The organism is Vibrio pomeroyi (assembly GCF_024347595.1).
Taxonomy (GTDB): Bacteria; Pseudomonadota; Gammaproteobacteria; order Enterobacterales; family Vibrionaceae; genus Vibrio; species Vibrio pomeroyi.
Window position 1 is genome coordinate 3190497 of the sequence record NZ_AP025506.1, and the last position, 24852, is coordinate 3215348.

Annotated in this window: 11 protein-coding genes, 5 tRNA genes and 7 rRNA genes; 5 read left to right on the forward strand and 18 right to left on the reverse strand. The window is 46.1% G+C overall.

The genetic code is table 11. The features are described 5' to 3' along the window. Positions 1–5: 5 nt before the first annotated feature. The 14 genes from rrf (OCV12_RS14020) to OCV12_RS14085 form a co-directional block, all read right to left on the reverse strand. A 5S ribosomal RNA gene (gene rrf, locus OCV12_RS14020) occupies positions 6–121 on the reverse strand. A gap of 41 nt (positions 122–162) precedes the next feature. Continuing rightward, a tRNA-Thr gene (locus OCV12_RS14025) sits at positions 163–239 on the reverse strand. A gap of 70 nt (positions 240–309) precedes the next feature. After that, positions 310–425, reverse strand: a 5S ribosomal RNA gene (gene rrf, locus OCV12_RS14030). Positions 426–518: 93 nt separating this feature from the next. Beyond that, positions 519–3410, reverse strand: a 23S ribosomal RNA gene (locus OCV12_RS14035). A gap of 293 nt (positions 3411–3703) precedes the next feature. Then, positions 3704–3779 (reverse strand) — tRNA-Ala (locus OCV12_RS14040). A gap of 14 nt (positions 3780–3793) precedes the next feature. Continuing rightward, positions 3794–3870: transfer RNA gene (locus OCV12_RS14045), tRNA-Ile, on the reverse strand. 67 nt (positions 3871–3937) lie between these two features. Next, a 16S ribosomal RNA gene (locus tag OCV12_RS14050) occupies positions 3938–5492 on the reverse strand. 389 nt (positions 5493–5881) lie between these two features. After that, positions 5882–5997: ribosomal RNA gene (gene rrf / locus OCV12_RS14055) — 5S ribosomal RNA — on the reverse strand. 93 nt (positions 5998–6090) lie between these two features. Then, positions 6091–8982 (reverse strand): 23S ribosomal RNA (locus OCV12_RS14060). A gap of 294 nt (positions 8983–9276) precedes the next feature. After that, positions 9277–9352, reverse strand: a tRNA-Glu gene (locus OCV12_RS14065). Positions 9353–9417: 65 nt separating this feature from the next. Continuing rightward, a 16S ribosomal RNA gene (locus OCV12_RS14070) occupies positions 9418–10972 on the reverse strand. The 16S, 23S and 5S rRNA genes sit together here with 4 tRNA genes alongside, the layout of an rRNA operon. A gap of 595 nt (positions 10973–11567) precedes the next feature. Next, entirely contained in the window at positions 11568–12821 is a 1254-nt protein-coding gene (locus OCV12_RS14075) for an HD-GYP domain-containing protein (RefSeq protein WP_261884909.1), read from the reverse strand. Between the two features lie 83 nt (positions 12822–12904). After that, the gene (locus tag OCV12_RS14080; RefSeq protein WP_176680474.1) at positions 12905–13312 is read right to left on the reverse strand and encodes a VOC family protein; all 408 of its coding nucleotides are present in this window, start codon (positions 13310–13312) and stop codon (positions 12905–12907) included. Positions 13313–13556: 244 nt separating this feature from the next. Further along, a tRNA-Leu gene (locus OCV12_RS14085) sits at positions 13557–13641 on the reverse strand. Between the two features lie 194 nt (positions 13642–13835). On the opposite strand from OCV12_RS14085, the gene OCV12_RS14090 reads away from it, so the two are divergent. Beyond that, on the forward strand, positions 13836–14312 hold the full coding sequence (locus OCV12_RS14090; RefSeq protein WP_261884910.1) for an RDD family protein: 477 nt from the start codon (positions 13836–13838) through the stop codon (positions 14310–14312). Between the two features lie 63 nt (positions 14313–14375). Here the strand turns inward: OCV12_RS14090 and lptG are convergent, their stop codons facing one another. Together lptG and lptF are read right to left on the reverse strand one after the other, a co-directional pair. Then, on the reverse strand, positions 14376–15446 hold the full coding sequence (gene lptG, locus OCV12_RS14095; protein ID WP_017633035.1) for an LPS export ABC transporter permease LptG: 1071 nt from the start codon (positions 15444–15446) through the stop codon (positions 14376–14378). A 3-nt stretch (positions 15447–15449) separates the two neighbouring features. After that, positions 15450–16550 (reverse strand): LPS export ABC transporter permease LptF, encoded by a 1101-nt coding sequence (lptF, locus tag OCV12_RS14100; RefSeq protein WP_261884911.1) that lies wholly within the window; start codon positions 16548–16550, stop codon positions 15450–15452. Positions 16551–16742: 192 nt separating this feature from the next. On the opposite strand from lptF, the gene pepA reads away from it, so the two are divergent. The 3 genes from pepA (at position 16743) to OCV12_RS14115 (ending at position 21788) form a co-directional block, all read left to right on the forward strand. Then, a complete protein-coding gene (gene pepA, locus OCV12_RS14105) occupies positions 16743–18263 on the forward strand; it encodes a leucyl aminopeptidase (RefSeq protein WP_017633033.1) in 1521 nt (506 codons plus the stop codon). A 99-nt stretch (positions 18264–18362) separates the two neighbouring features. After that, a complete protein-coding gene (locus OCV12_RS14110; protein ID WP_017055302.1) occupies positions 18363–18812 on the forward strand; it encodes a DNA polymerase III subunit chi in 450 nt (149 codons plus the stop codon). Positions 18813–18914: 102 nt separating this feature from the next. Further along, the gene (locus tag OCV12_RS14115) at positions 18915–21788 is read left to right on the forward strand and encodes a valine--tRNA ligase (RefSeq protein WP_261884912.1); all 2874 of its coding nucleotides are present in this window, start codon (positions 18915–18917) and stop codon (positions 21786–21788) included. Between the two features lie 78 nt (positions 21789–21866). Here OCV12_RS14115 and OCV12_RS14120 read toward each other — a convergent pair whose 3' ends face one another. Both OCV12_RS14120 and OCV12_RS14125 read right to left on the reverse strand, forming a co-directional pair. Next, on the reverse strand, positions 21867–22868 hold the full coding sequence (locus OCV12_RS14120) for a M48 family metallopeptidase (RefSeq protein WP_261884913.1): 1002 nt from the start codon (positions 22866–22868) through the stop codon (positions 21867–21869). Continuing rightward, complete coding sequence (locus OCV12_RS14125; protein WP_261884914.1) at positions 22868–24040, reverse strand: YjgN family protein; 1173 nt, start codon at positions 24038–24040, stop codon at positions 22868–22870. Before OCV12_RS14125 ends, OCV12_RS14120 begins: the two co-directional genes overlap by 1 nt. Before the next feature lie 331 nt (positions 24041–24371). On the opposite strand from OCV12_RS14125, the gene OCV12_RS14130 reads away from it, so the two are divergent. After that, positions 24372–24776, forward strand: a complete 405-nt coding sequence (locus tag OCV12_RS14130) for a DUF2061 domain-containing protein (protein WP_171762531.1) — start codon at positions 24372–24374, stop codon at positions 24774–24776. The last annotated feature ends 76 nt before the right edge of the window (positions 24777–24852 follow it).

A 24852-nucleotide genomic window follows, 5' to 3' on the forward strand; every position in this document is an offset into this window, starting at 1 on the left:
TTTGAGCCTGACGATGTCCTACTCTCACATGGGGAAGCCCCACACTACCATCGGCGCTATTGTGTTTCACTTCTGAGTTCGGCATGGAATCAGGTGGGTCCACAATGCTATGGTCGTCAAACAAATTCTGTTGTTAATTTGAATAATCAAATCAACCAAATATGGTGCTGATACCCAGACTCGAACTGGGGACCTCACCCTTACCAAGGGTGCGCTCTACCGGGCTGAGCTATATCAGCAGTTCAAGAATCATTTAAAACGATTCTGAAACTTTTGTCTTCACTTTTGAAAAGTGAAAATAAATTTAAAGCCTGGCGATGTCCTACTCTCACATGGGGAAGCCCCACACTACCATCGGCGCTATTGTGTTTCACTTCTGAGTTCGGCATGGAATCAGGTGGGTCCACAATGCTATGGTCGCCAAGCAAATTTTAAAATTCGGAAAACTGTATTTAAAAGTAACTCTTCAAACTCATTCAAGGTCTGTCTTTGAGTCCACAAAACCCCTTGGGTGTTGTATGGTTAAGCCTCACGGGCAATTAGTACAGGTTAGCTCAATGCCTCGCAGCACTTACACACCCTGCCTATCAACGTTCTAGTCTTGAACAACCCTTAAGGACGCTTATAGCGTCAGGGAAAACTCATCTCAGGGCTCGCTTCCCGCTTAGATGCTTTCAGCGGTTATCGATTCCGAACTTAGCTACCGGGCAATGCCATTGGCATGACAACCCGAACACCAGAGGTTCGTCCACTCCGGTCCTCTCGTACTAGGAGCAGCCCCCTTCAATTTTCCAACGCCCACGGCAGATAGGGACCGAACTGTCTCACGACGTTCTAAACCCAGCTCGCGTACCACTTTAAATGGCGAACAGCCATACCCTTGGGACCGACTTCAGCCCCAGGATGTGATGAGCCGACATCGAGGTGCCAAACACCGCCGTCGATATGAACTCTTGGGCGGTATCAGCCTGTTATCCCCGGAGTACCTTTTATCCGTTGAGCGATGGCCCTTCCATTCAGAACCACCGGATCACTATGACCTGCTTTCGCACCTGCTCGAATTGTCATTCTCGCAGTCAAGCGGGCTTATGCCATTGCACTAACCACACGATGTCCAACCGTGTTTAGCCCACCTTCGTGCTCCTCCGTTACTCTTTGGGAGGAGACCGCCCCAGTCAAACTACCCACCAGGCACTGTCCGTAATCCCGATTCAGGGACCAACGTTAGAACATCAAAACTACAAGGGTGGTATTTCAAGGACGACTCCACCACATCTAGCGACGCGGTTTCAAAGTCTCCCACCTATCCTACACATGTAGGTTCAATGTTCAGTGCCAAGCTGTAGTAAAGGTTCACGGGGTCTTTCCGTCTAGCCGCGGGTACACTGCATCTTCACAGCGATTTCAATTTCACTGAGTCTCGGGTGGAGACAGCGTGGCCATCATTACGCCATTCGTGCAGGTCGGAACTTACCCGACAAGGAATTTCGCTACCTTAGGACCGTTATAGTTACGGCCGCCGTTTACCGGGGCTTCGATCAAGAGCTTCGACCGAAGTCTAACCCCATCAATTAACCTTCCGGCACCGGGCAGGCGTCACACCGTATACGTCATCTTACGATTTTGCACAGTGCTGTGTTTTTAATAAACAGTTGCAGCCACCTGGTATCTGCGACTCTCGTCTGCTCCATCCGCAAGGGACTTCACTGATAAGAGCGTACCTTCTCCCGAAGTTACGGTACCATTTTGCCTAGTTCCTTCACCCGAGTTCTCTCAAGCGCCTTGGTATTCTCTACCCGACCACCTGTGTCGGTTTGGGGTACGATTCCTTACAATCTGAAGCTTAGAGGCTTTTCCTGGAAGCATGGCATCAATGACTTCACTACCGTAGTAGCTCGACATCGTATCTCAGCGTTAAGAAAGTCCGGATTTACCTAAACTTTCCGCCTACGTACTTGAACCTGGACAACCGTCGCCAGGCCCACCTAGCCTTCTCCGTCCCCCCATCGCAATTGTAAGAAGTACGGGAATATTAACCCGTTTCCCATCGACTACGCCTTTCGGCCTCGCCTTAGGAGTCGACTTACCCTGCCCCGATTAACGTTGGACAGGAACCCTTGGTCTTCCGGCGAGGGAGTTTTTCACTCCCTTTATCGTTACTCATGTCAGCATTCGCACTTCTGATACCTCCAGCAGCCCTTACAGACCACCTTCAACGGCTTACAGAACGCTCCCCTACCCCACATACCCTAAGGTACGTAGCCGCAGCTTCGGTGTATAGCTTAGCCCCGTTACATCTTCCGCGCAGGCCGACTCGACCAGTGAGCTATTACGCTTTCTTTAAATGATGGCTGCTTCTAAGCCAACATCCTGGCTGTCTGAGCCTTCCCACATCGTTTCCCACTTAGCTATACTTTGGGACCTTAGCTGGCGGTCTGGGTTGTTTCCCTCTCCACGACGGACGTTAGCACCCGCCGTGTGTCTCCCGGATAGTACTTACTGGTATTCGGAGTTTGCAAAGGGTTGGTAAGTCGGGATGACCCCCTAGCCTTAACAGTGCTCTACCCCCAGTAGTATTCGTCCGAGGCGCTACCTAAATAGCTTTCGGGGAGAACCAGCTATCTCCAGGTTTGATTGGCCTTTCACCCCTAGCCACAAGTCATCCGCTAATTTTTCAACATTAGTCGGTTCGGTCCTCCAGTTGATGTTACTCAACCTTCAACCTGCCCATGGCTAGATCACCTGGTTTCGGGTCTAATCCTAGCAACTGTACGCCCAGTTAAGACTCGGTTTCCCTACGGCTCCCCTAAACGGTTAACCTTGCTACTAAAATTAAGTCGCTGACCCATTATACAAAAGGTACGCAGTCACACCACGAAGGTGCTCCTACTGCTTGTACGTACACGGTTTCAGGTTCTATTTCACTCCCCTCACAGGGGTTCTTTTCGCCTTTCCCTCACGGTACTGGTTCACTATCGGTCAGTCAGTAGTATTTAGCCTTGGAGGATGGTCCCCCCATATTCAGACAGGATATCACGTGTCCCGCCCTACTCGTTTTCACTGATGATGAGATGTCGATTACGGGGCTATCACCCTCTATTGCGGCACTTTCCAGAGCCTTCATCTGTCTCATTAAAAGCTTAAGGGCTAATCCAATTTCGCTCGCCGCTACTTTCGGAATCTCGGTTGATTTCTCTTCCTCGGGGTACTTAGATGTTTCAGTTCCCCCGGTTTGCCTCCTGTTGCTATGTATTCACAACAGGATACTTACTTATGTAAGTGGGTTTCCCCATTCAGGAATCCCAGACTTAAAGGTTATTACTACCTAATCTGGGCTTATCGCAAGTTATTACGCCTTTCATCGCCTCTGACTGCCAAGGCATCCACCGTGTACGCTTAGTCACTTAACCATACAACCCGAAAGGGTCTTAGTGTATGGCAACTAACCAAGGTTTTTGGTTGTCATTAAGAAGGGTTAATTCTCAATGACTGTTTGCCGGACTCAATGTGATTCAAACGAATTTGAATCGAATACAAGACACTTGAATGTGTTTGTTGTGTTTATCAAAAGATAAACATTGAGAACTTTTAAATTTGATTGAATTACTCGTAAGTAATCAATCAGTCAGCTTTCCAAATTGTTAAAGAGCTTGATTTCTTTCGAAACCATTTTTAAAGACTCTCTTAAGAGAATACTTAAAGATGGTGGAGCTATGCGGGATCGAACCGCAGACCTCCTGCGTGCAAGGCAGGCGCTCTCCCAGCTGAGCTATAGCCCCATCTAGGTCGATATTGGTGGGTCTGAGTGGACTTGAACCACCGACCTCCCGCTTATCAGGCGAGCGCTCTAACCAGCTGAGCTACAGACCCAATATCGTCTCTTAACTTTTCTAAACCTAATCAATCTGTGTGGACACTTATCGTGAGTATCTTCGTATAAGGAGGTGATCCAGCCCCAGGTTCCCCTAGGGCTACCTTGTTACGACTTCACCCCAGTCATGAACCACAAAGTGGTGAGCGTCCTCCCCGAAAGGTTAAACTACCCACTTCTTTTGCAGCCCACTCCCATGGTGTGACGGGCGGTGTGTACAAGGCCCGGGAACGTATTCACCGTAGCATTCTGATCTACGATTACTAGCGATTCCGACTTCATGGAGTCGAGTTGCAGACTCCAATCCGGACTACGACGCACTTTTTGGGATTCGCTTACCATCGCTGGCTTGCTGCCCTCTGTATGCGCCATTGTAGCACGTGTGTAGCCCTACTCGTAAGGGCCATGATGACTTGACGTCGTCCCCACCTTCCTCCGGTTTATCACCGGCAGTCTCCCTGGAGTTCCCGACATTACTCGCTGGCAAACAAGGATAAGGGTTGCGCTCGTTGCGGGACTTAACCCAACATTTCACAACACGAGCTGACGACAGCCATGCAGCACCTGTCTCAGAGCTCCCGAAGGCACACCTGCGTCTCCGCTGGCTTCTCTGGATGTCAAGAGTAGGTAAGGTTCTTCGCGTTGCATCGAATTAAACCACATGCTCCACCGCTTGTGCGGGCCCCCGTCAATTCATTTGAGTTTTAATCTTGCGACCGTACTCCCCAGGCGGTCTACTTAACGCGTTAGCTCCGAAAGCCACGGCTCAAGGCCACAACCTCCAAGTAGACATCGTTTACGGCGTGGACTACCAGGGTATCTAATCCTGTTTGCTCCCCACGCTTTCGCATCTGAGTGTCAGTATCTGTCCAGGGGGCCGCCTTCGCCACTGGTATTCCTTCAGATCTCTACGCATTTCACCGCTACACCTGAAATTCTACCCCCCTCTACAGTACTCTAGTTCACCAGTTTCAAATGCAGTTCCGAGGTTGAGCCCCGGGCTTTCACATCTGACTTAATGAACCACCTGCATGCGCTTTACGCCCAGTAATTCCGATTAACGCTCGCACCCTCCGTATTACCGCGGCTGCTGGCACGGAGTTAGCCGGTGCTTCTTCTGTTGCTAACGTCAAGAGATAGCGCTATTAACGCTACCCCCTTCCTCACAACTGAAAGTACTTTACAACCCGAAGGCCTTCTTCATACACGCGGCATGGCTGCATCAGGCTTTCGCCCATTGTGCAATATTCCCCACTGCTGCCTCCCGTAGGAGTCTGGACCGTGTCTCAGTTCCAGTGTGGCTGATCATCCTCTCAGACCAGCTAGGGATCGTCGCCTTGGTGAGCCATTACCTCACCAACTAGCTAATCCCACCTAGGCATATCTTGACGCGAGAGGCCCGAAGGTCCCCCTCTTTGGCCCGTAGGCATTATGCGGTATTAGCCATCGTTTCCAATGGTTATCCCCCACATCAAGGCAATTTCCTAGGCATTACTCACCCGTCCGCCGCTCGACGCCCATTAACGCACCCGAAGGATTGTTAGTGTCGTTTCCGCTCGACTTGCATGTGTTAGGCCTGCCGCCAGCGTTCAATCTGAGCCATGATCAAACTCTTCAATTTAAGATTTTGTGACTCAACGAATACTGACTTCAAAACTAATATTTACCGAAGTAAACATGTAATTCTAAAGCTATTACCATTCCAACAGAATGATAATGAATTGACTGTGCCAAATAACCGAAGTTATTTGTATTGGTCACTCAGTTCATTGAAATCATTTTGATTCCGAAGAATCTGTTTTATCTAACGATAAAACGTTTTGATATTCATCAACGAGTGCCCACACAGATTGATAGGTTTAAATTGTTAAAGAGCTTTGCTTTCAGTGCCTTAGCACTTAAGCAGGACGCGTATAATACGCTTTCTACTTTGAAAGTCAACATAAAATACTAAGAAAACTTAGAACTCTATGGTGACTTGTCTACTTTGTAGACAAAGTCGAAATTAAAGCCTGGCGATGTCCTACTCTCACATGGGGAAGCCCCACACTACCATCGGCGCTATTGTGTTTCACTTCTGAGTTCGGCATGGAATCAGGTGGGTCCACAATGCTATGGTCGCCAAGCAAATTTTAAAATTCGGAAAACTGTATTTAAAAGTAACTCTTCAAACTCATTCAAGGTCTGTCTTTGAGTCCACAAAACCCCTTGGGTGTTGTATGGTTAAGCCTCACGGGCAATTAGTACAGGTTAGCTCAATGCCTCGCAGCACTTACACACCCTGCCTATCAACGTTCTAGTCTTGAACAACCCTTAAGGACGCTTATAGCGTCAGGGAAAACTCATCTCAGGGCTCGCTTCCCGCTTAGATGCTTTCAGCGGTTATCGATTCCGAACTTAGCTACCGGGCAATGCCATTGGCATGACAACCCGAACACCAGAGGTTCGTCCACTCCGGTCCTCTCGTACTAGGAGCAGCCCCCTTCAATTTTCCAACGCCCACGGCAGATAGGGACCGAACTGTCTCACGACGTTCTAAACCCAGCTCGCGTACCACTTTAAATGGCGAACAGCCATACCCTTGGGACCGACTTCAGCCCCAGGATGTGATGAGCCGACATCGAGGTGCCAAACACCGCCGTCGATATGAACTCTTGGGCGGTATCAGCCTGTTATCCCCGGAGTACCTTTTATCCGTTGAGCGATGGCCCTTCCATTCAGAACCACCGGATCACTATGACCTGCTTTCGCACCTGCTCGAATTGTCATTCTCGCAGTCAAGCGGGCTTATGCCATTGCACTAACCACACGATGTCCAACCGTGTTTAGCCCACCTTCGTGCTCCTCCGTTACTCTTTGGGAGGAGACCGCCCCAGTCAAACTACCCACCAGGCACTGTCCGTAATCCCGATTCAGGGACCAACGTTAGAACATCAAAACTACAAGGGTGGTATTTCAAGGACGACTCCACCACATCTAGCGACGCGGTTTCAAAGTCTCCCACCTATCCTACACATGTAGGTTCAATGTTCAGTGCCAAGCTGTAGTAAAGGTTCACGGGGTCTTTCCGTCTAGCCGCGGGTACACTGCATCTTCACAGCGATTTCAATTTCACTGAGTCTCGGGTGGAGACAGCGTGGCCATCATTACGCCATTCGTGCAGGTCGGAACTTACCCGACAAGGAATTTCGCTACCTTAGGACCGTTATAGTTACGGCCGCCGTTTACCGGGGCTTCGATCAAGAGCTTCGACCGAAGTCTAACCCCATCAATTAACCTTCCGGCACCGGGCAGGCGTCACACCGTATACGTCATCTTACGATTTTGCACAGTGCTGTGTTTTTAATAAACAGTTGCAGCCACCTGGTATCTGCGACTCTCGTCTGCTCCATCCGCAAGGGACTTCACTGATAAGAGCGTACCTTCTCCCGAAGTTACGGTACCATTTTGCCTAGTTCCTTCACCCGAGTTCTCTCAAGCGCCTTGGTATTCTCTACCCGACCACCTGTGTCGGTTTGGGGTACGATTCCTTACAATCTGAAGCTTAGAGGCTTTTCCTGGAAGCATGGCATCAATGACTTCACTACCGTAGTAGCTCGACATCGTATCTCAGCGTTAAGAAAGTCCGGATTTACCTAAACTTTCCGCCTACGTACTTGAACCTGGACAACCGTCGCCAGGCCCACCTAGCCTTCTCCGTCCCCCCATCGCAATTGTAAGAAGTACGGGAATATTAACCCGTTTCCCATCGACTACGCCTTTCGGCCTCGCCTTAGGAGTCGACTTACCCTGCCCCGATTAACGTTGGACAGGAACCCTTGGTCTTCCGGCGAGGGAGTTTTTCACTCCCTTTATCGTTACTCATGTCAGCATTCGCACTTCTGATACCTCCAGCAGCCCTTACAGACCACCTTCAACGGCTTACAGAACGCTCCCCTACCCCACATACCCTAAGGTACGTAGCCGCAGCTTCGGTGTATAGCTTAGCCCCGTTACATCTTCCGCGCAGGCCGACTCGACCAGTGAGCTATTACGCTTTCTTTAAATGATGGCTGCTTCTAAGCCAACATCCTGGCTGTCTGAGCCTTCCCACATCGTTTCCCACTTAGCTATACTTTGGGACCTTAGCTGGCGGTCTGGGTTGTTTCCCTCTCCACGACGGACGTTAGCACCCGCCGTGTGTCTCCCGGATAGTACTTACTGGTATTCGGAGTTTGCAAAGGGTTGGTAAGTCGGGATGACCCCCTAGCCTTAACAGTGCTCTACCCCCAGTAGTATTCGTCCGAGGCGCTACCTAAATAGCTTTCGGGGAGAACCAGCTATCTCCAGGTTTGATTGGCCTTTCACCCCTAGCCACAAGTCATCCGCTAATTTTTCAACATTAGTCGGTTCGGTCCTCCAGTTGATGTTACTCAACCTTCAACCTGCCCATGGCTAGATCACCTGGTTTCGGGTCTAATCCTAGCAACTGTACGCCCAGTTAAGACTCGGTTTCCCTACGGCTCCCCTAAACGGTTAACCTTGCTACTAAAATTAAGTCGCTGACCCATTATACAAAAGGTACGCAGTCACACCACGAAGGTGCTCCTACTGCTTGTACGTACACGGTTTCAGGTTCTATTTCACTCCCCTCACAGGGGTTCTTTTCGCCTTTCCCTCACGGTACTGGTTCACTATCGGTCAGTCAGTAGTATTTAGCCTTGGAGGATGGTCCCCCCATATTCAGACAGGATATCACGTGTCCCGCCCTACTCGTTTTCACTGATGATGAGATGTCGATTACGGGGCTATCACCCTCTATTGCGGCACTTTCCAGAGCCTTCATCTGTCTCATTAAAAGCTTAAGGGCTAATCCAATTTCGCTCGCCGCTACTTTCGGAATCTCGGTTGATTTCTCTTCCTCGGGGTACTTAGATGTTTCAGTTCCCCCGGTTTGCCTCCTGTTGCTATGTATTCACAACAGGATACTTACTTATGTAAGTGGGTTTCCCCATTCAGGAATCCCAGACTCAAAGGTTATTACTACCTAATCTGGGCTTATCGCAAGTTATTACGCCTTTCATCGCCTCTGACTGCCAAGGCATCCACCGTGTACGCTTAGTCACTTAACCATACAACCCGAAAGGGTCTTAGTGTATGGCAACTAACCAAGGTTTTTGGTTGTCATTAAGAAGGGTTAATTCTCAATGACTGTTTGCCGGACTCAATGTGATTCAAACGAATTTGAATCGAATACAAGACACTTGAATGTGTTTGTTGTGTTTATCAAAAGATAAACATTGAGAACTTTTAAATTTGATTGAATTACTCGTAAGTAATCAATCAGTCAGCTTTCCAAATTGTTAAAGAGCTTGATTCAATAAATGAACCATTTTTAAAGACACTTAAATAAATGCGCTTAAAGATGGTATCCCGTAGGGGAGTCGAACCCCTGTTACCGCCGTGAAAGGGCGGTGTCCTAGGCCTCTAGACGAACGGGACATAGGTTACTCTTAACTGTTTAAACATATCAATCTGTGTGGACACTTATCGTGAGTATCTTCGTATAAGGAGGTGATCCAGCCCCAGGTTCCCCTAGGGCTACCTTGTTACGACTTCACCCCAGTCATGAACCACAAAGTGGTGAGCGTCCTCCCCGAAAGGTTAAACTACCCACTTCTTTTGCAGCCCACTCCCATGGTGTGACGGGCGGTGTGTACAAGGCCCGGGAACGTATTCACCGTAGCATTCTGATCTACGATTACTAGCGATTCCGACTTCATGGAGTCGAGTTGCAGACTCCAATCCGGACTACGACGCACTTTTTGGGATTCGCTTACCATCGCTGGCTTGCTGCCCTCTGTATGCGCCATTGTAGCACGTGTGTAGCCCTACTCGTAAGGGCCATGATGACTTGACGTCGTCCCCACCTTCCTCCGGTTTATCACCGGCAGTCTCCCTGGAGTTCCCGACATTACTCGCTGGCAAACAAGGATAAGGGTTGCGCTCGTTGCGGGACTTAACCCAACATTTCACAACACGAGCTGACGACAGCCATGCAGCACCTGTCTCAGAGCTCCCGAAGGCACACCTGCGTCTCCGCTGGCTTCTCTGGATGTCAAGAGTAGGTAAGGTTCTTCGCGTTGCATCGAATTAAACCACATGCTCCACCGCTTGTGCGGGCCCCCGTCAATTCATTTGAGTTTTAATCTTGCGACCGTACTCCCCAGGCGGTCTACTTAACGCGTTAGCTCCGAAAGCCACGGCTCAAGGCCACAACCTCCAAGTAGACATCGTTTACGGCGTGGACTACCAGGGTATCTAATCCTGTTTGCTCCCCACGCTTTCGCATCTGAGTGTCAGTATCTGTCCAGGGGGCCGCCTTCGCCACTGGTATTCCTTCAGATCTCTACGCATTTCACCGCTACACCTGAAATTCTACCCCCCTCTACAGTACTCTAGTTCACCAGTTTCAAATGCAGTTCCGAGGTTGAGCCCCGGGCTTTCACATCTGACTTAATGAACCACCTGCATGCGCTTTACGCCCAGTAATTCCGATTAACGCTCGCACCCTCCGTATTACCGCGGCTGCTGGCACGGAGTTAGCCGGTGCTTCTTCTGTTGCTAACGTCAAGAGATAGCGCTATTAACGCTACCCCCTTCCTCACAACTGAAAGTACTTTACAACCCGAAGGCCTTCTTCATACACGCGGCATGGCTGCATCAGGCTTTCGCCCATTGTGCAATATTCCCCACTGCTGCCTCCCGTAGGAGTCTGGACCGTGTCTCAGTTCCAGTGTGGCTGATCATCCTCTCAGACCAGCTAGGGATCGTCGCCTTGGTGAGCCATTACCTCACCAACTAGCTAATCCCACCTAGGCATATCTTGACGCGAGAGGCCCGAAGGTCCCCCTCTTTGGCCCGTAGGCGTTATGCGGTATTAGCCATCGTTTCCAATGGTTATCCCCCACATCAAGGCAATTTCCTAGGCATTACTCACCCGTCCGCCGCTCGACGCCCATTAACGCACCCGAAGGATTGTTAGTGTCGTTTCCGCTCGACTTGCATGTGTTAGGCCTGCCGCCAGCGTTCAATCTGAGCCATGATCAAACTCTTCAATTTAAGATTTTGTGACTCAACGAATACTGACTTCAAAACTACAAAAAGTAATTCTAAAGCTATTACCATTCCAACAGAATGGTAATGAATTGACTGTGCCAAATAACCCCTCTCTATAAAGAAAGTAATTATTCGTATTGGTCACTCAGTTCATTGAAATCATTTTGATTCCGAAGAATCTGTTTTATCTAACGATAAAACGTTTTGATATTCATCAACGAGTGCCCACACAGATTGATAGGTTTAAATTGTTAAAGAGCTTCTCTTCGTTGTGACTTACATCACTTCGGAAGAGGCGGCCATTCTAGCGACTTAATCCTCAGTGTCAAACACTTATTTGGAATTAATTTCTACTTTCTAAAAGTAGGAGCGAATAATCACTCAAAGCTAGTTGCCTTCACTAACATTCGGCGCTGAAGCCTTGTGGCGTCTGCCGTGTCAGTGAGGCGGCATTATAGAGATGCCGCTCTTATTGGCAAGCATTAAATGCGTTTTTTATTGAAAAAAGAGGTTAAGCGAAGACATTTCAACCAAGGGCTTATTTATACCATTTTCACCCCAAGTTTCGAACAAATTACCCACAACACCTTGTGGATAACTACTCTCCGTTATCAAAAAAGTAAGATAAACGAGCTCTTGGGTTTAGATACTCTCTCACTTGTTCCGGTAATTTACTTGGATGAACGGCATTGACGATTTTTATCTCTTTAATAAAGAGGTCAATAATCGGAGCTTGGGTTCTTGGTACGCTAGGATCATAGATAAGAACATTCGGATAAAGCATATGCTTAGCATTAACGGATATCACAATCCCAATCGAATCATTTGAAAGCTGTACTACCGTTCCCGGCGGGTACACTCCCATAAACTTGACCAGCAAACTCAAGTTGTCCTGACTATATAGATGCTTGCAACTCTTATATAAGTGAGACAATGCCAGATACGGGATCATTTGTTGAGATTGCGTTTTACCATGGCAAAGGTTATCAAATGCATTAGCCACTGCCACTATCCTAGCAAATTCATCTATCTCATCTTCTTTTAAGCCTTCAGGATAACCAGAACCATCATTCATCTCATGATGTTGAGCAATCACCTTTTTGGCCCTTTCAGGAAAGTCATCAATTGTTGAGACAATATCTGCACCATATTTAGTGTGGAGCTTTAAGTAGTTCTCTTCTGGTACCGTAAGCGCACTCTGCTTTCTTAATATAGCGGCTGGTATTTTGATTTTGCCTACATCGTGGAACAACGCTGCGAAAGAAAGATCTTTTAATTGCTGCGTATTGTAACCTTTCGCTTTACCTATCATCAGCGCGACAACAGAAACATTCAGTGTATGAAAGTAGATGTCTTCAAAATCAGCTTTAGCATTCATAAGGTGCAATGTGACGTTATCATCGCTTACTAATGTTTCGACAATGTCATCAACCAGAGCTTTTACCTCCCCTACTGCATCTAAAGGTCGGTTACGGATCTTGGTCATCACAGAACGCATGCGAGCAAGCGAACGTTCGAACTCTTTCTCGCAATGACTCACTCTGCGACGATAAGAGCTTAGAGTTTCGATACGTTCATGCTTATCTTTCCACATTCTTTCTGCTTCAAGGCTTACTTGTAAATCAGTATCGGCTTCTTGCTCAATCACATGGTTAGCAGGTAGAGGAGATGTATCGCTTTGATTCAAGTTTATATAGACGTGCTTAATCCCAAGATGTCGAATTACCTTTACTTGGGCGTCATCTTTGATTTTAAAACTGTTGAATAAAAATGGGTGTTCATTCCATTTTACGGGGAGTCGTATATGCAGACCGGGCTGAATGCGATCTACGGTAATCTTTATGCTGCCCATTTTTATATATAATATTGATTAATAATCTCTATTTATAATTCTAATAAAACCAAGCAGCAATTTCACTATCCAATTTCACAGGTTCAATTTAAAGAATCGCAATGCACCATCCAGCGTATCCCAAACTTATCTTCGACCTTACCAAACCTAGCCCCCCAAAAAGTATCCGCTAACGGCGTCATTACGCGACCATCTTGCTTTAGCTTTTCAAAGATTTGCTCTTGAGTTGCGGTATCTTCAGTAACAAGAGAGAGCGCAAGGTTGTTCCCTTCTAGTTCTTTTGCCTTTACACCATCAGACATCATGAGCTTCATACCAAATGCTTCGAACTCAGCATGCATAACCCAATCAGGTTGAGCTCCCTCTATTACCTGTGGTGCATCACTAAAGAGTTGCTTAGATAAAACCACACCGCCAAAACACTTATGATAAAAATCCAACGCTTCACTACAACGACCATCAAAAAACAAGTAAGGGGTTACTGTCAGCATATCTCTCTCCTCTGTTATTTATTTAAACATAGACAATAGAAGAAGGAATGACAGGTAACAGTATGATTTAAGATGATTAATTTATTAGGAAATGAAATTACGAAGGGAAACTGCGAGATTTAGGAATGAAACAATAAGATCTGACTGATTAGACAGGTACTGATCTCGTAACCACTAAGGCAACGCTTTCCAAACTCCAGATACAACAAAGCCCCAACTTTCGTTGAGGCTCTGTCTTAAAATATGGTACCGGTAGGCGGACTTGAACCGCCACGCCCGAAGGCAACGGATTTTGAATCCGTCGTGTATACCAATTTCACCATACCGGCATTATCTGGGGCATTGCCCTGTCGATGTTTTGCATTATACGTATGCGAACTGATGTGGCAAGTATAAAAACTTGAATTCATGTGTGTTTGCCGATAATTTCGCCACTAAGTCATAAGCTGTGCGTCATGTCTCTTTTCAGGCCAAGCCTTAAACTATATTCTGACGCCTCAATTTTTAAAGAAGTAATAACACCATGACATCAACAAACACTCTGCCACCAGCTGGGGTAATGCGCCGATTTGGTGCCTTGTTCTATGACGCTCTTATCGTAATCGCTATTGAGATGATGGCGGCTGGCGTCATTGTTGCTCTGCTACACGCACTCATGGCTCTTGGCGTTTTCAACCATACTGGATATGCCGATGTTAGTGACTTCTTAACTAACCACCCTATTTGGAGCCCTGCTTACACTTTTTATCTAGTAGTGGTTTGGGTGTACTTCTTTATGTTCTTCTGGACAAAAGCAGGCCAAACACTGGGGATGCGAGCTTGGAAACTACGAGTTCAAAACAAAGATGGCTCTGCGATCACAATCACTCAAGCACTAATTCGCTTAGGCACTTCAGGTTTTGGACTAGCAAACTTGTGTGTTCCATTCGACCCTCAAAAGCGTGGCTTCCACGATATCTGGGCGAAGACGGAAGTGGTCGTGTTACCGAAGGCTCGATAACACCATTATTCGAAATCCAAACAAGATCAAAAAAGGAAGGCGTTATGCCTTCCTTTTTTCTATCTACAGTTTCCGCCTCAAGAGCATGATCGCGATTCCGAGGAACACCACGCTCGGGGCTATCGCACCAAAGGCCGGTGGTATTTGATAAACCAAACTCACAGGGCCAAAGAACTCACTGGATATATAGAAGGTAAAGCCAGCTATAACACCAGACAAAATCCTAGCACCCATGGTCACACTACGCAGAGGGCCGAAGATAAACGATAGTGCCATCAACATCATTACTGCTATCGATATAGGTTGAGTTATCTTTCTCCACAATGCCAGTTCATAGCGTGATGCATCTTGCTCTGACGCCTTCAGATAAGACACATAATCATACAACCCACTCAAAGACAGCTCTTCTGGTTTAACCGTTACTATCGCAAGCTTATCCGGAGCTAGTGATGTCTCCCATCTATAAGTGGGTAAACTTTCTTTAGTGATCTGGATTTCATTTTCGAACGACGTAATCTCCACATCGTTCATAGTCCAAACGTTGTCTCCGACGTAATCCACTTCTTCAGAGTAGATAGCCGTTTTGAGTGCTTTGTTCTCATCAAAGCGCCACATGTTCATACCGTAAAGCTTCTCATCATCGATTTTAACGATAAAGATGAAATCATTGGCGTCACGAGCCCAAACACCGCTTTGAGTCGAGATGATATTACCACCAGCAATCGAGATAGTTCTTAAGTCACGAGCCATCTTCTGAGCTTGAGGCGCGCCCCATTGACCAAGAAGAGTCACGACGATCATGAGTGGGATAGCGGTTTTGAGTACCGATAAGCCAATATCTAACTTAGAGAAACCTGCCGCCTGCATAACGACTAACTCAGAGCTCGCAGCCAACATCCCCAAACCAATCAATGCACCAAGCAGTGCCGCCATTGGGAAGAACATTTCAATATCACGAGGAATACTCAGTAAAACGAAATACAGGGCTTGCAGTAGATCGTATGTACCACGACCAACCTTTCTCAGTTGCTCAACATACTTGATGATCCCAGAAAGACCAACAAACGTCACCAAAACCAGTGACGTCGTTGCGATGATGGTTCTGCCTATATATAAATCGAGAATCTTAAACACGGCTTAAGCCAACCTCTTATTCTTGAATTTTTCTTTCAAACGCCTTACTGGCACGCTATCCATAAAGTTTGCACCAATCGCGACAAATAACAATAACGCATTGATTGGCCACATGCCGATTACCGCCGGGATACTGCCCTCTTCAATAGAAGATTTAGTCGCACTGATTGCCAAGAAGTAAGTCAGGTAAATGAGAATCGCCGGGCCAATCTTTGCAAAACGCCCCTGTCTTGGGTTTACCGCAGATAGTGGCACAACAAGCATGGTCAACAATGGAATACAAAGTACCAATGAAATACGCCACTGTAATTCCGCTTTCGCACTATTGTTTGGATTACCAATCAGTTCAAGAGTTGAAATCGCTTCCCAATCTCGACCTTTTTTCTCCACTTCACGCTGACCAATCAGGCCTTCGTACTCTTCAAAGTGCGTCACCATATAATCAAGGCGTGTAGGCACACCCTCATGACGCGTGCCATCGTACATCACAATAACTTGACGACCATCACTTAGCTCTTTCACATCCCCTGACTTAGAGAACATCACGCTCGGAAGTACAGAATCACGTGGACGCATTTGAGCAACGAACACATTTTCTAGCTTATTACCTTCGATATCATCGATGAATACCACAGATGAGCCATCTGGCGTGCCTTCAAACTTACCCTTAGGTAGCAAATCAACACTGTTCTCTGCAGCGACTTCTTCATACATTTGCTCAACTTTGTCTTGCGACCAAGGAGATAACCAAAATGAGTTAAAGGCTGCAACCGATGCTGTAATCAAAGCTAAGTAAAGCGCAGATTGGATCAGGAATTTATTACCGATACCCGTAGCGTTCATCACTACAATTTCACTTTCAGCGTAAAGGCGGCCAAAAGTGAGCAAAATACCAATATAGATACTGAGTGGCAGCATCAACAAGCCCATTGCTGGCATATTTAGACCAACAATAGACAATATGAGACTCGCAGGGATATCACCATCAGAGGCGTCCGCTAAAACACTGATGAATTTTTGGCTGAGAAACACGAGAAAGAGAACAAAAAAGATCGCAAATTGGCTCTTGATTGTCTCGCGGATCAAATATCTAACAATAATCACGCTCAAATTACCTATACAAAACTTGTTTTTTTGATTGAATCACTATAATTTCCCGTTGAACCTTTTATTTTTTTAAATTTTTAGCTAAGTGTTAGCGTTCTTCTTTAAGGTTAGTTCCATTATAGGATCCAACAAGTAAGAACCCATTATCTAACATTTAGTTCGATTTGTCTTCAGGATGTAGGAGTACGCATGGAGTTCAGTGTAAAAAGTGGCAGCCCAGAGAAACAGCGCAGCGCATGTATCGTTGTCGGTGTATTCGAACCGCGCCGCCTTTCTCCAGTAGCCGAGCAATTAGATAAGATTAGCGATGGCTACATTAGTTCACTGCTTCGTCGCGGTGATCTAGAGGGTAAACCTGGCCAGATGCTACTACTGCATCAAGTACCTGGTGTACTTTCAGAACGTGTTCTACTAGTAGGCTGTGGTAAAGAACGTGAGCTAGGCGAGCGTCAATACAAAGAAATTATTCAAAAAACCATCAGCACACTAAACGAAACAGGTTCTATGGAAGCAGTATGTTTCCTTACAGAACTTCACGTTAAAGGCCGTGACACTTACTGGAAAGTTCGCCAAGCAGTAGAAGCGACTAAAGATGGTCTTTACACATTTGACCAATTCAAGAGCAACAAACCAGAGACTCGTCGCCCACTACGTAAATTGGTATTCAACGTACCAACACGTCGCGAGCTAAGCCTTGGTGAAAAAGCGATCTCTCATGGTCTTGCTATTGCTTCTGGTGTTAAAGCGTCTAAAGATCTTGGCAACATGCCACCAAACATTGCTAACCCAGCATACCTTGCCTCTCAAGCTCGTCGCCTAGCTGACGACTTCGAAACCGTAACGACTAAGATCATCGGTGAAGAAGAGATGGAAAAACTGGGCATGACTTCTTACCTAGCGGTAGGTCGTGGCTCTAAGAACGAATCTATGATGTCTATCATGGAGTACAAAGGCGCACCTGATTCAGATGCAAAACCGATTGTACTTGTTGGTAAAGGCCTTACGTTCGATTCAGGCGGTATCTCACTTAAGCCTGGTGAAGGCATGGATGAGATGAAGTACGATATGTGTGGTGCGGCGTCTGTATTCGGTACAATGAAAGCATTGGCGAAACTTAACTTGCCAATCAACGTTGTCGGTATTCTAGCGGGTTGTGAAAACATGCCTGGTAGCAATGCTTACCGCCCAGGTGACATCCTAACGACGATGTCAGGCCAAACCGTTGAAGTTTTAAACACTGATGCTGAAGGTCGCTTGGTTCTTTGTGATGCGCTAACTTACGTTGAGCGTTTCGAACCAGATTGCGTAGTTGACGTCGCAACGCTAACAGGCGCGTGTGTTATTGCTCTAGGTCACCACATCAGTGGCGTTCTATCAAACCACAACCCACTGTCTCACGAACTTGTAAATGCTTCAGAGCAAGCAAGTGACCGTGCATGGCGTCTACCAATGGCAGACGAGTACCACGAGCAGCTAAACAGCCCATTCGCAGATATGGCGAACATCGGCGGCCGCCCTGGCGGTACTATCACAGCTGGTTGCTTCCTGTCTAAGTTCACTAAGAAGTACCACTGGGCTCACCTAGATATCGCAGGTACAGCTTGGAAATCTGGTGCAGCGAAAGGCTCGACAGGTCGTCCTGTCTCAATGCTAGTCCAATTCTTATTGAACCGCAGCGGCCATGAGACTGAAGAGCAATCTTCAAAATAATGAGAAGGGCCTACGGGCCCTTTTTTAATAAGCGCTATTTGTCAGAGTCTATTGACCCAGTAAGATGAATAGCCACGATTTCCAGTTCGAGTATTAAGCATGCAGACAGCTACGTTTTACATAGTGTCATCAGATAGCCCGCAAGCCAGTGAAGAAGGTTTTGCTCACTATGTGCTGTTTCTTGCTCAGCATTTTGCGAAACAAGGCGCTAAACTTTACCTCAACTGTAATGACAAAGAACATGCCGAGCGTATCGCAGAGATTTTCTGGCAAGTTGAACCCAGTGAATTTATTGCGCACAACTTAGTTGGCGAAGGTCCGAAATATTCAACCAACATTGAAATTGGCTACCAAGGTGTAAAACACAATTGGAATCGTCAGCTGGTAATTAATCTGGCCGATAATCATACAACCTTTGCGAACGCCTTTGCTCAGGTGATAGACTTCGTTCCTTGCGAAGAAAAAGCTAAGCAACTCGCTCGAGAAAGGTATAAAATTTACCGTCAGGCTGGATATCAGCTACAAACTATCGAGATTCAACATCCATAGTCAAACCTCATAGTTAAAGCTATCTTTGGATTTAGATTCAAGAAGCTTCACTTATGAAGTTTGACCACGATTAACCATTCACAGTATCCGTTTAAGAGCACTATGGAAAAGACATACAACCCAACATCAATCGAACAAGCTCTGTATCAGACTTGGGAAGAGAAAGGCTACTTTAAGCCACACGGTGACACATCAAAAGAAGCTTACAGCATCATGATCCCGCCACCGAACGTCACTGGCAGCCTGCATATGGGTCACGCGTTCCAAGATACGATCATGGATACGCTTATCCGTGCTCAACGTATGAAAGGCAAAAACACGCTTTGGCAAGTGGGTACTGACCACGCTGGTATCGCAACTCAAATGGTTGTTGAGCGTAAGATTGCTGCTGAAGAAGGCAAAACAAAACACGACTACGGCCGTGAAGCTTTCATCGACAAGATCTGGGAATGGAAAGGTGAATCAGGTGGCACGATCACTCAACAACTTCGTCGTCTTGGTGCATCTGTAGACTGGGATCGCGAGCGATTCACTATGGATGACGGCCTATCGGCTGCGACTCAAGAAGTGTTTGTTCGTCTATACGAAGAAGACCTAATCTACCGTGGTAAGCGTCTAGTAAACTGGGATCCTAAACTGCACACTGCGATTTCTGATCTTGAAGTTGAAAACAAAGACAAAAAAGGTTTCATGTGGCACTTCCGCTACCCGCTAGCGAACGGTGTTAAAACGGCGGATGGCAAAGACTACATTGTTGTTGCTACTACTCGTCCAGAAACCATGCTTGGTGATACTGGCGTAGCGGTAAACCCAGAAGATCCACGTTACAAAGATCTTATCGGTAAAGAAATCCTACTTCCTGTAGTAAACCGTCTTATCCCTATCGTAGGTGATGAGCACGCAGACATGGAAAAAGGTACTGGTTGTGTGAAGATCACACCAGCTCACGACTTTAACGATTACGAAGTGGGTAAGCGCAACAACCTACCAATGATCAACATCCTAACGTTCAACGCTGATATCCGTGATGCTGCTGAAGTATTCACAACTAACGGCGAAGAAAGCGATGTTTACTCAACAGACATCCCTGCTAAATACCAAGGCATGGAGCGCTTTGCTGCTCGTAAAGCTATTGTTGCTGAATTCGAAGAACTTGGTCTTCTTGAAGAGATCAAAGATCACGACCTAACCGTACCTTACGGCGACCGTGGTGGTGTAGTTATCGAACCAATGCTGACTGACCAATGGTACGTGCGCACAGCACCTCTTGCTGAGCCTGCAGTTAAAGCCGTTGAAGATGGTCAAATCCAGTTCGTACCTAAGCAGTACGAAAACATGTACTTCGCGTGGATGCGTGACGTGCAAGACTGGTGTATCTCTCGTCAACTTTGGTGGGGCCACCGTATCCCAGCATGGTACGACAACGATGGTAAAGTATACGTAGGTCGCACTGAAGAAGAAGTTCGTGAAAAGAACAACCTAGCGCCTGTTGTTGTACTTAAGCAAGACGACGACGTACTAGACACTTGGTTCTCTTCTGCACTTTGGACATTCGGCACGCAAGGCTGGCCTGAAGATACTGAAGCGCTGAAAACATTCCACCCATCTGAAGTACTAGTATCTGGTTTTGATATTATCTTCTTCTGGGTTGCTCGTATGATCATGATGACCATGCACTTCGTGAAAGACGAAGATGGCAAGGCTCAAGTACCTTTCAAAACGGTTTACATGACAGGTCTTATCCGTGATGAAAACGGCGACAAGATGTCTAAATCGAAGGGGAACGTACTTGACCCAATCGACATGATTGACGGCATCGGCCTTGAAGAGCTAGTAGAGAAGCGTTGTGGCAACATGATGCAACCTAAACTGGCTGCTAAGATCGAAAAAGCAACACGTAAAACTTTCGAAAACGGTATCGAACCATACGGTACTGACGCACTGCGTTTCACTCTTGCTGCTATGGCTTCAACGGGCCGTGACATCAACTGGGACATGAAGCGTCTTGAAGGTTACCGTAACTTCTGTAACAAGCTATGGAACGCAAGCCGTTACGTACTGATGAATACAGAAGAGCACGATTGTGGCATGTCACTGTCTGTTGAAGACCGTGCAAACATGGAATTCTCTCTAGCAGATAAGTGGATTGAATCTCAGTTTGAAGTTGCAGCGAAAGAGTTTAACGCTCACCTAGACAACTACCGTCTAGACATGGCAGCAAACACGCTTTACGAATTCATCTGGAACCAATTCTGTGACTGGTACCTAGAGCTAACTAAACCTGTTCTTTGGAAAGGTACTGAAGCTCAGCAACAAGCGACTCGTTACACGCTTATCACGGTTCTAGAGAAGACTCTGCGTCTTGCTCACCCTGTTCTTCCTTACATCACTGAATCTATCTGGCAAAGCGTTAAGCCGCTAGTAGACGGCGTTGAAGGCGAGACAATCATGACTCAAGCGCTTCCTCAGTTTAACGAAGATAACTTCAATGCTGAGATCGTTGAAGACATCGAGTGGGTTAAGACTTTCATCACAGCTATCCGTAACCTACGTGCGGAATACGACATTGCACCAAGCCAAGGCTTAGAAGTAATGATCAAAGTCGCTGATGAGAAAGACGCTGCTCGTATCGAAGCGAACAAGATCGTTCTAAACTCTCTAGCTAAACTAGACGACATTAAAGTCCTAGCAGACGGTGAAGAGACTCCGGCTTGTGCAACTAAACTGGTTGGCAAATCTGAGTTGATGATCCCAATGGCGGGTCTTATCGACAAAGATGCTGAGCTTGCTCGTCTAGATAAAGAAGTAGCGAAGACTCACGGTGAGATTAAGCGTATCGAAGGTAAGCTAGGTAACGAAGGTTTTGTTGCTAAAGCACCAGAAGCCGTTATCGCGAAAGAGCGTGAGAAGCTTGAAGGCTACCAAGAGACTCTTGTTAAGCTTGAAGAGCAAAAAGCGACTATCGCTGCACTGTAATTGGTAAATTAACCGACCAATTCAAGCATGTAAAAAAGGGCAGATTATTCTGCCCTTTTTTGATCTTGTCAGTTATTGCTATTGAACACTTTTCAGTAAATCAATACGCTCTGTTAACTCAGGGTGAGTGCTTAACCACGCCGGCAGCTCAGCCACATGCTCAGAGCTTCCTTGTAATAATTGAAACATCTCAATCATTGGCTTGTTGGTACCATGTATCTGCCACATCGAGTCCGCTGCATACCTATCGGCTTCGCGTTCTGCTTGCTGTGACTGACCATTGTTAGCAACAAATACACCAATTCCCGCTAAGTTATCAATCACTCCGGAACTCTCCCCGGTCAACAATGCAATAGAGAGCGAGATCAAGCTCGAACGCACAATGGTTTTCATGACATGCTGATGCTCTAAATGCCCCAATTCATGAAACAAAATACCATCCAATTGCTGCTGGGTTTCCATGAGCTTAACCAGATCATCGAGCACAATAATGGTGCGATGGCTTAACGCAAACGCATTTGCTCCTAAATCGGAAGAGCGAAATAGTAAACGAACCTTCCCATCAATACCGAGCTCTCTTAAATGTCCTTCAAACCGCTGCCGAATCTTGACCTGACGAGACAAAGCTAACTCCGACGGCTCAAATAATTGCTTATCTAGGGAAACTAAAACTCGCTCTTCTACCACTTTTGAGAACGGTTCAGGAAGATAAGCGACGACACGCTCAGTCAGCCACGGAATACCATGAGTGAATGTTCCAACCGTCAAAGAAAGTATGACTACGCTGCAGATTACGAGCGCTAATGCGTTCTTTTCTAACTTTCCAACCCAATCATGTTGGTTATGCTGCTTTAAAAATGTCGTTAGTTCATCACAAGGTTGAGCGACAAAAAGCCAACCATCGGGAAAAGTAATTTTACTTGGCGTTGAACTAACACCAACACTGACCTCTACCCTATCTAGCCCTGCAGATATACGTTGGTCTCCAACGTAAAGTACCAGCATACCATCCAGTGAAGTATCAAGCTTTGCCTCGCAGCGTTGAGAGCTGCGAGGTGGATGAGCCAATCCCAATAACATTAGCCAATACCGAGATCGACATCAAAAGCTTGCGCTACTTCATCAGAAACAGCTGACTTCACATTAGAGTCTTGATCGCTAGCAACTAATAACTCTATGTCGCCGTAAACAAAGGTATTATTAGCAAGATAGTTCGTCGTTCTTACCATAACCCAAGGTCGAGCAAGACCAATAGTCACAACTTGAAGTAAGAAATTAGTTACCACTAAGCTCACATAACCTTTAACGGTCAATGTAGATACAAAGCTAAATTCAGACGCAGTCTCAGTGTCTTTTCCTTCTAGAACCAATCGAGAGAATGTGTAGTTACGAACTTTTACTTTAAGGTAAGCACCAATCGCAAGACCGATAGCAATAAAGACCAAATAGTACCCGATCATAAAGGTAGCAATATCGCTATGACTCATGATCTCAGTAAAAGATTCAAGGTTACTAACTAGGTTTACGCCAACAATAGCAACAAAGCTCACCAAAACCAGAGCCATCAGCGCCAACCAAATCAGTGTCGCGACAATATAGGTTTTAAAGTAAAACGCATTTTTGTAATCCGCTTTGAACTGGCGTTCACCATAGCGATAACCATTAGAGAAGTAGTTTGCAATGCCAACCAACGACCACGCTTGTAGGTATACATAAGCAGGCAATAACACCAATATTGCTAGCACGCCCGCCACTATATTCAGCTTCATTGCAAACACAACCATACCCATTGCTGCAACAAATCCTACAGTCGCTAAAGTACCTCGCCCTAGAATCGCCCAATACGCCCCTGCAATTGTTCCATTAAATGAAAAATGTACATTACGAAAGCTGGTCATCGCAGAATCAAAGCGAGCATTGCTACGAGACAACAAAGGCAACAGTAGTACAAACGCGACTATTAGCCCTAAAGACAACAAAGGTGACACTTGTTCAGACACAGACCAAATCACTACACAAACTACCGCAATAATACGCCCTTTTAGGATCTGTATTGGTTGTCCATGATATTCAAAGCTATCACCTGCGATCGACGTATGGCCGTAGAAATAGCGCTTGTTGCGTACTTTTGCCCACGCCGAATAAATACCGAGCGTGATCACCGATAGTAGAATATTAACAATCCATATTCCAAAGTACTCTTTCCCTTTCCCACTAAAGAGAACCTTGGTTTCCAACTCTTTGTTTTCCATTTTAACTCCATCTGACGTTTATCATTAAATCATGCGCATCTTGGTGCGCATTGAGAGAGTGCACGCTATAGAAACACGCCATGCTAATCAATAACTTGAGTGGATAAATCAAAGGGAGTTATCATAATTTTTACAAATAATAACAAAGAGCTGAATGGGTCTTACTAAGATATTTATCACTATGTAATGACACTTAACTAGTGATAATGCTATCTCTAGAATTCTTTGATAGCTTTTGCCTATCAAAACAATCTTAACTACCCATTAGATTTAATGATAATAATTCTCAATAATAGTTCTATCGAAACAACACAACGACTGAGTAATTATCATGAAAAAGACACTAACCTTTGCTGCATTACATTTTACTATCGCATTTAGTGTCGCTTACGTACTAACAGGCGACATCTTAATTGGTAGCTTAATCGCTATGATTGAGCCTTCTGTGAATACGGTTGCCTTCTATTTTCATGAAAAGGCGTGGGCTCAAGTTCCAGCGCTTAAAACTCGTCAGTGGATGACAAAGTTAAAAACAGCAAGTTTTGCGACCATTCACTTTAGTGTTGCCTTTACCGTCGTCTACTTGTTGACTGGCGATGCCTTCATCGGCGGCGTGATGGCTTTGCTTGAGCCAACTTTAAATACAGTTGCTTACTACTTCCACGAGAAAGTGTGGCTACGAAAAGCAGAAAGCCAAACAACCCAACCTCAGTTCTGTTTGCACCAACATGCTTAATTAAGAGAATTTACCATTGACAAAGTTGCATACCGCAATTAATTTAATTGCGGTTCGCAACTTTATTTAAAGGTGA

Bases quoted from the DNA above. Each gene is read 5' to 3' on its own strand.
- OCV12_RS14090 (WP_261884910.1), top strand. From the start codon at position 13,836: ATGACATCAACAAACACTCTGCCACCAGCTGGGGTAATGCGCCGATTT.
- OCV12_RS14115 (WP_261884912.1), top strand. From the start codon at position 18,915: ATGGAAAAGACATACAACCCAACATCAATCGAACAAGCTCTGTATCAG.
- OCV12_RS14080 (WP_176680474.1), bottom strand. From the start codon at position 13,312: ATGCTGACAGTAACCCCTTACTTGTTTTTTGATGGTCGTTGTAGTGAA.
- OCV12_RS14130 (WP_171762531.1), top strand. From the start codon at position 24,372: ATGAAAAAGACACTAACCTTTGCTGCATTACATTTTACTATCGCATTT.
- OCV12_RS14110 (WP_017055302.1), top strand. From the start codon at position 18,363: ATGCAGACAGCTACGTTTTACATAGTGTCATCAGATAGCCCGCAAGCC.
- pepA (WP_017633033.1), top strand. From the start codon at position 16,743: ATGGAGTTCAGTGTAAAAAGTGGCAGCCCAGAGAAACAGCGCAGCGCA.
- OCV12_RS14075 (WP_261884909.1), bottom strand. From the start codon at position 12,821: ATGGGCAGCATAAAGATTACCGTAGATCGCATTCAGCCCGGTCTGCAT.
- OCV12_RS14120 (WP_261884913.1), bottom strand. From the start codon at position 22,868: ATGTTATTGGGATTGGCTCATCCACCTCGCAGCTCTCAACGCTGCGAG.
- OCV12_RS14125 (WP_261884914.1), bottom strand. From the start codon at position 24,040: ATGGAAAACAAAGAGTTGGAAACCAAGGTTCTCTTTAGTGGGAAAGGG.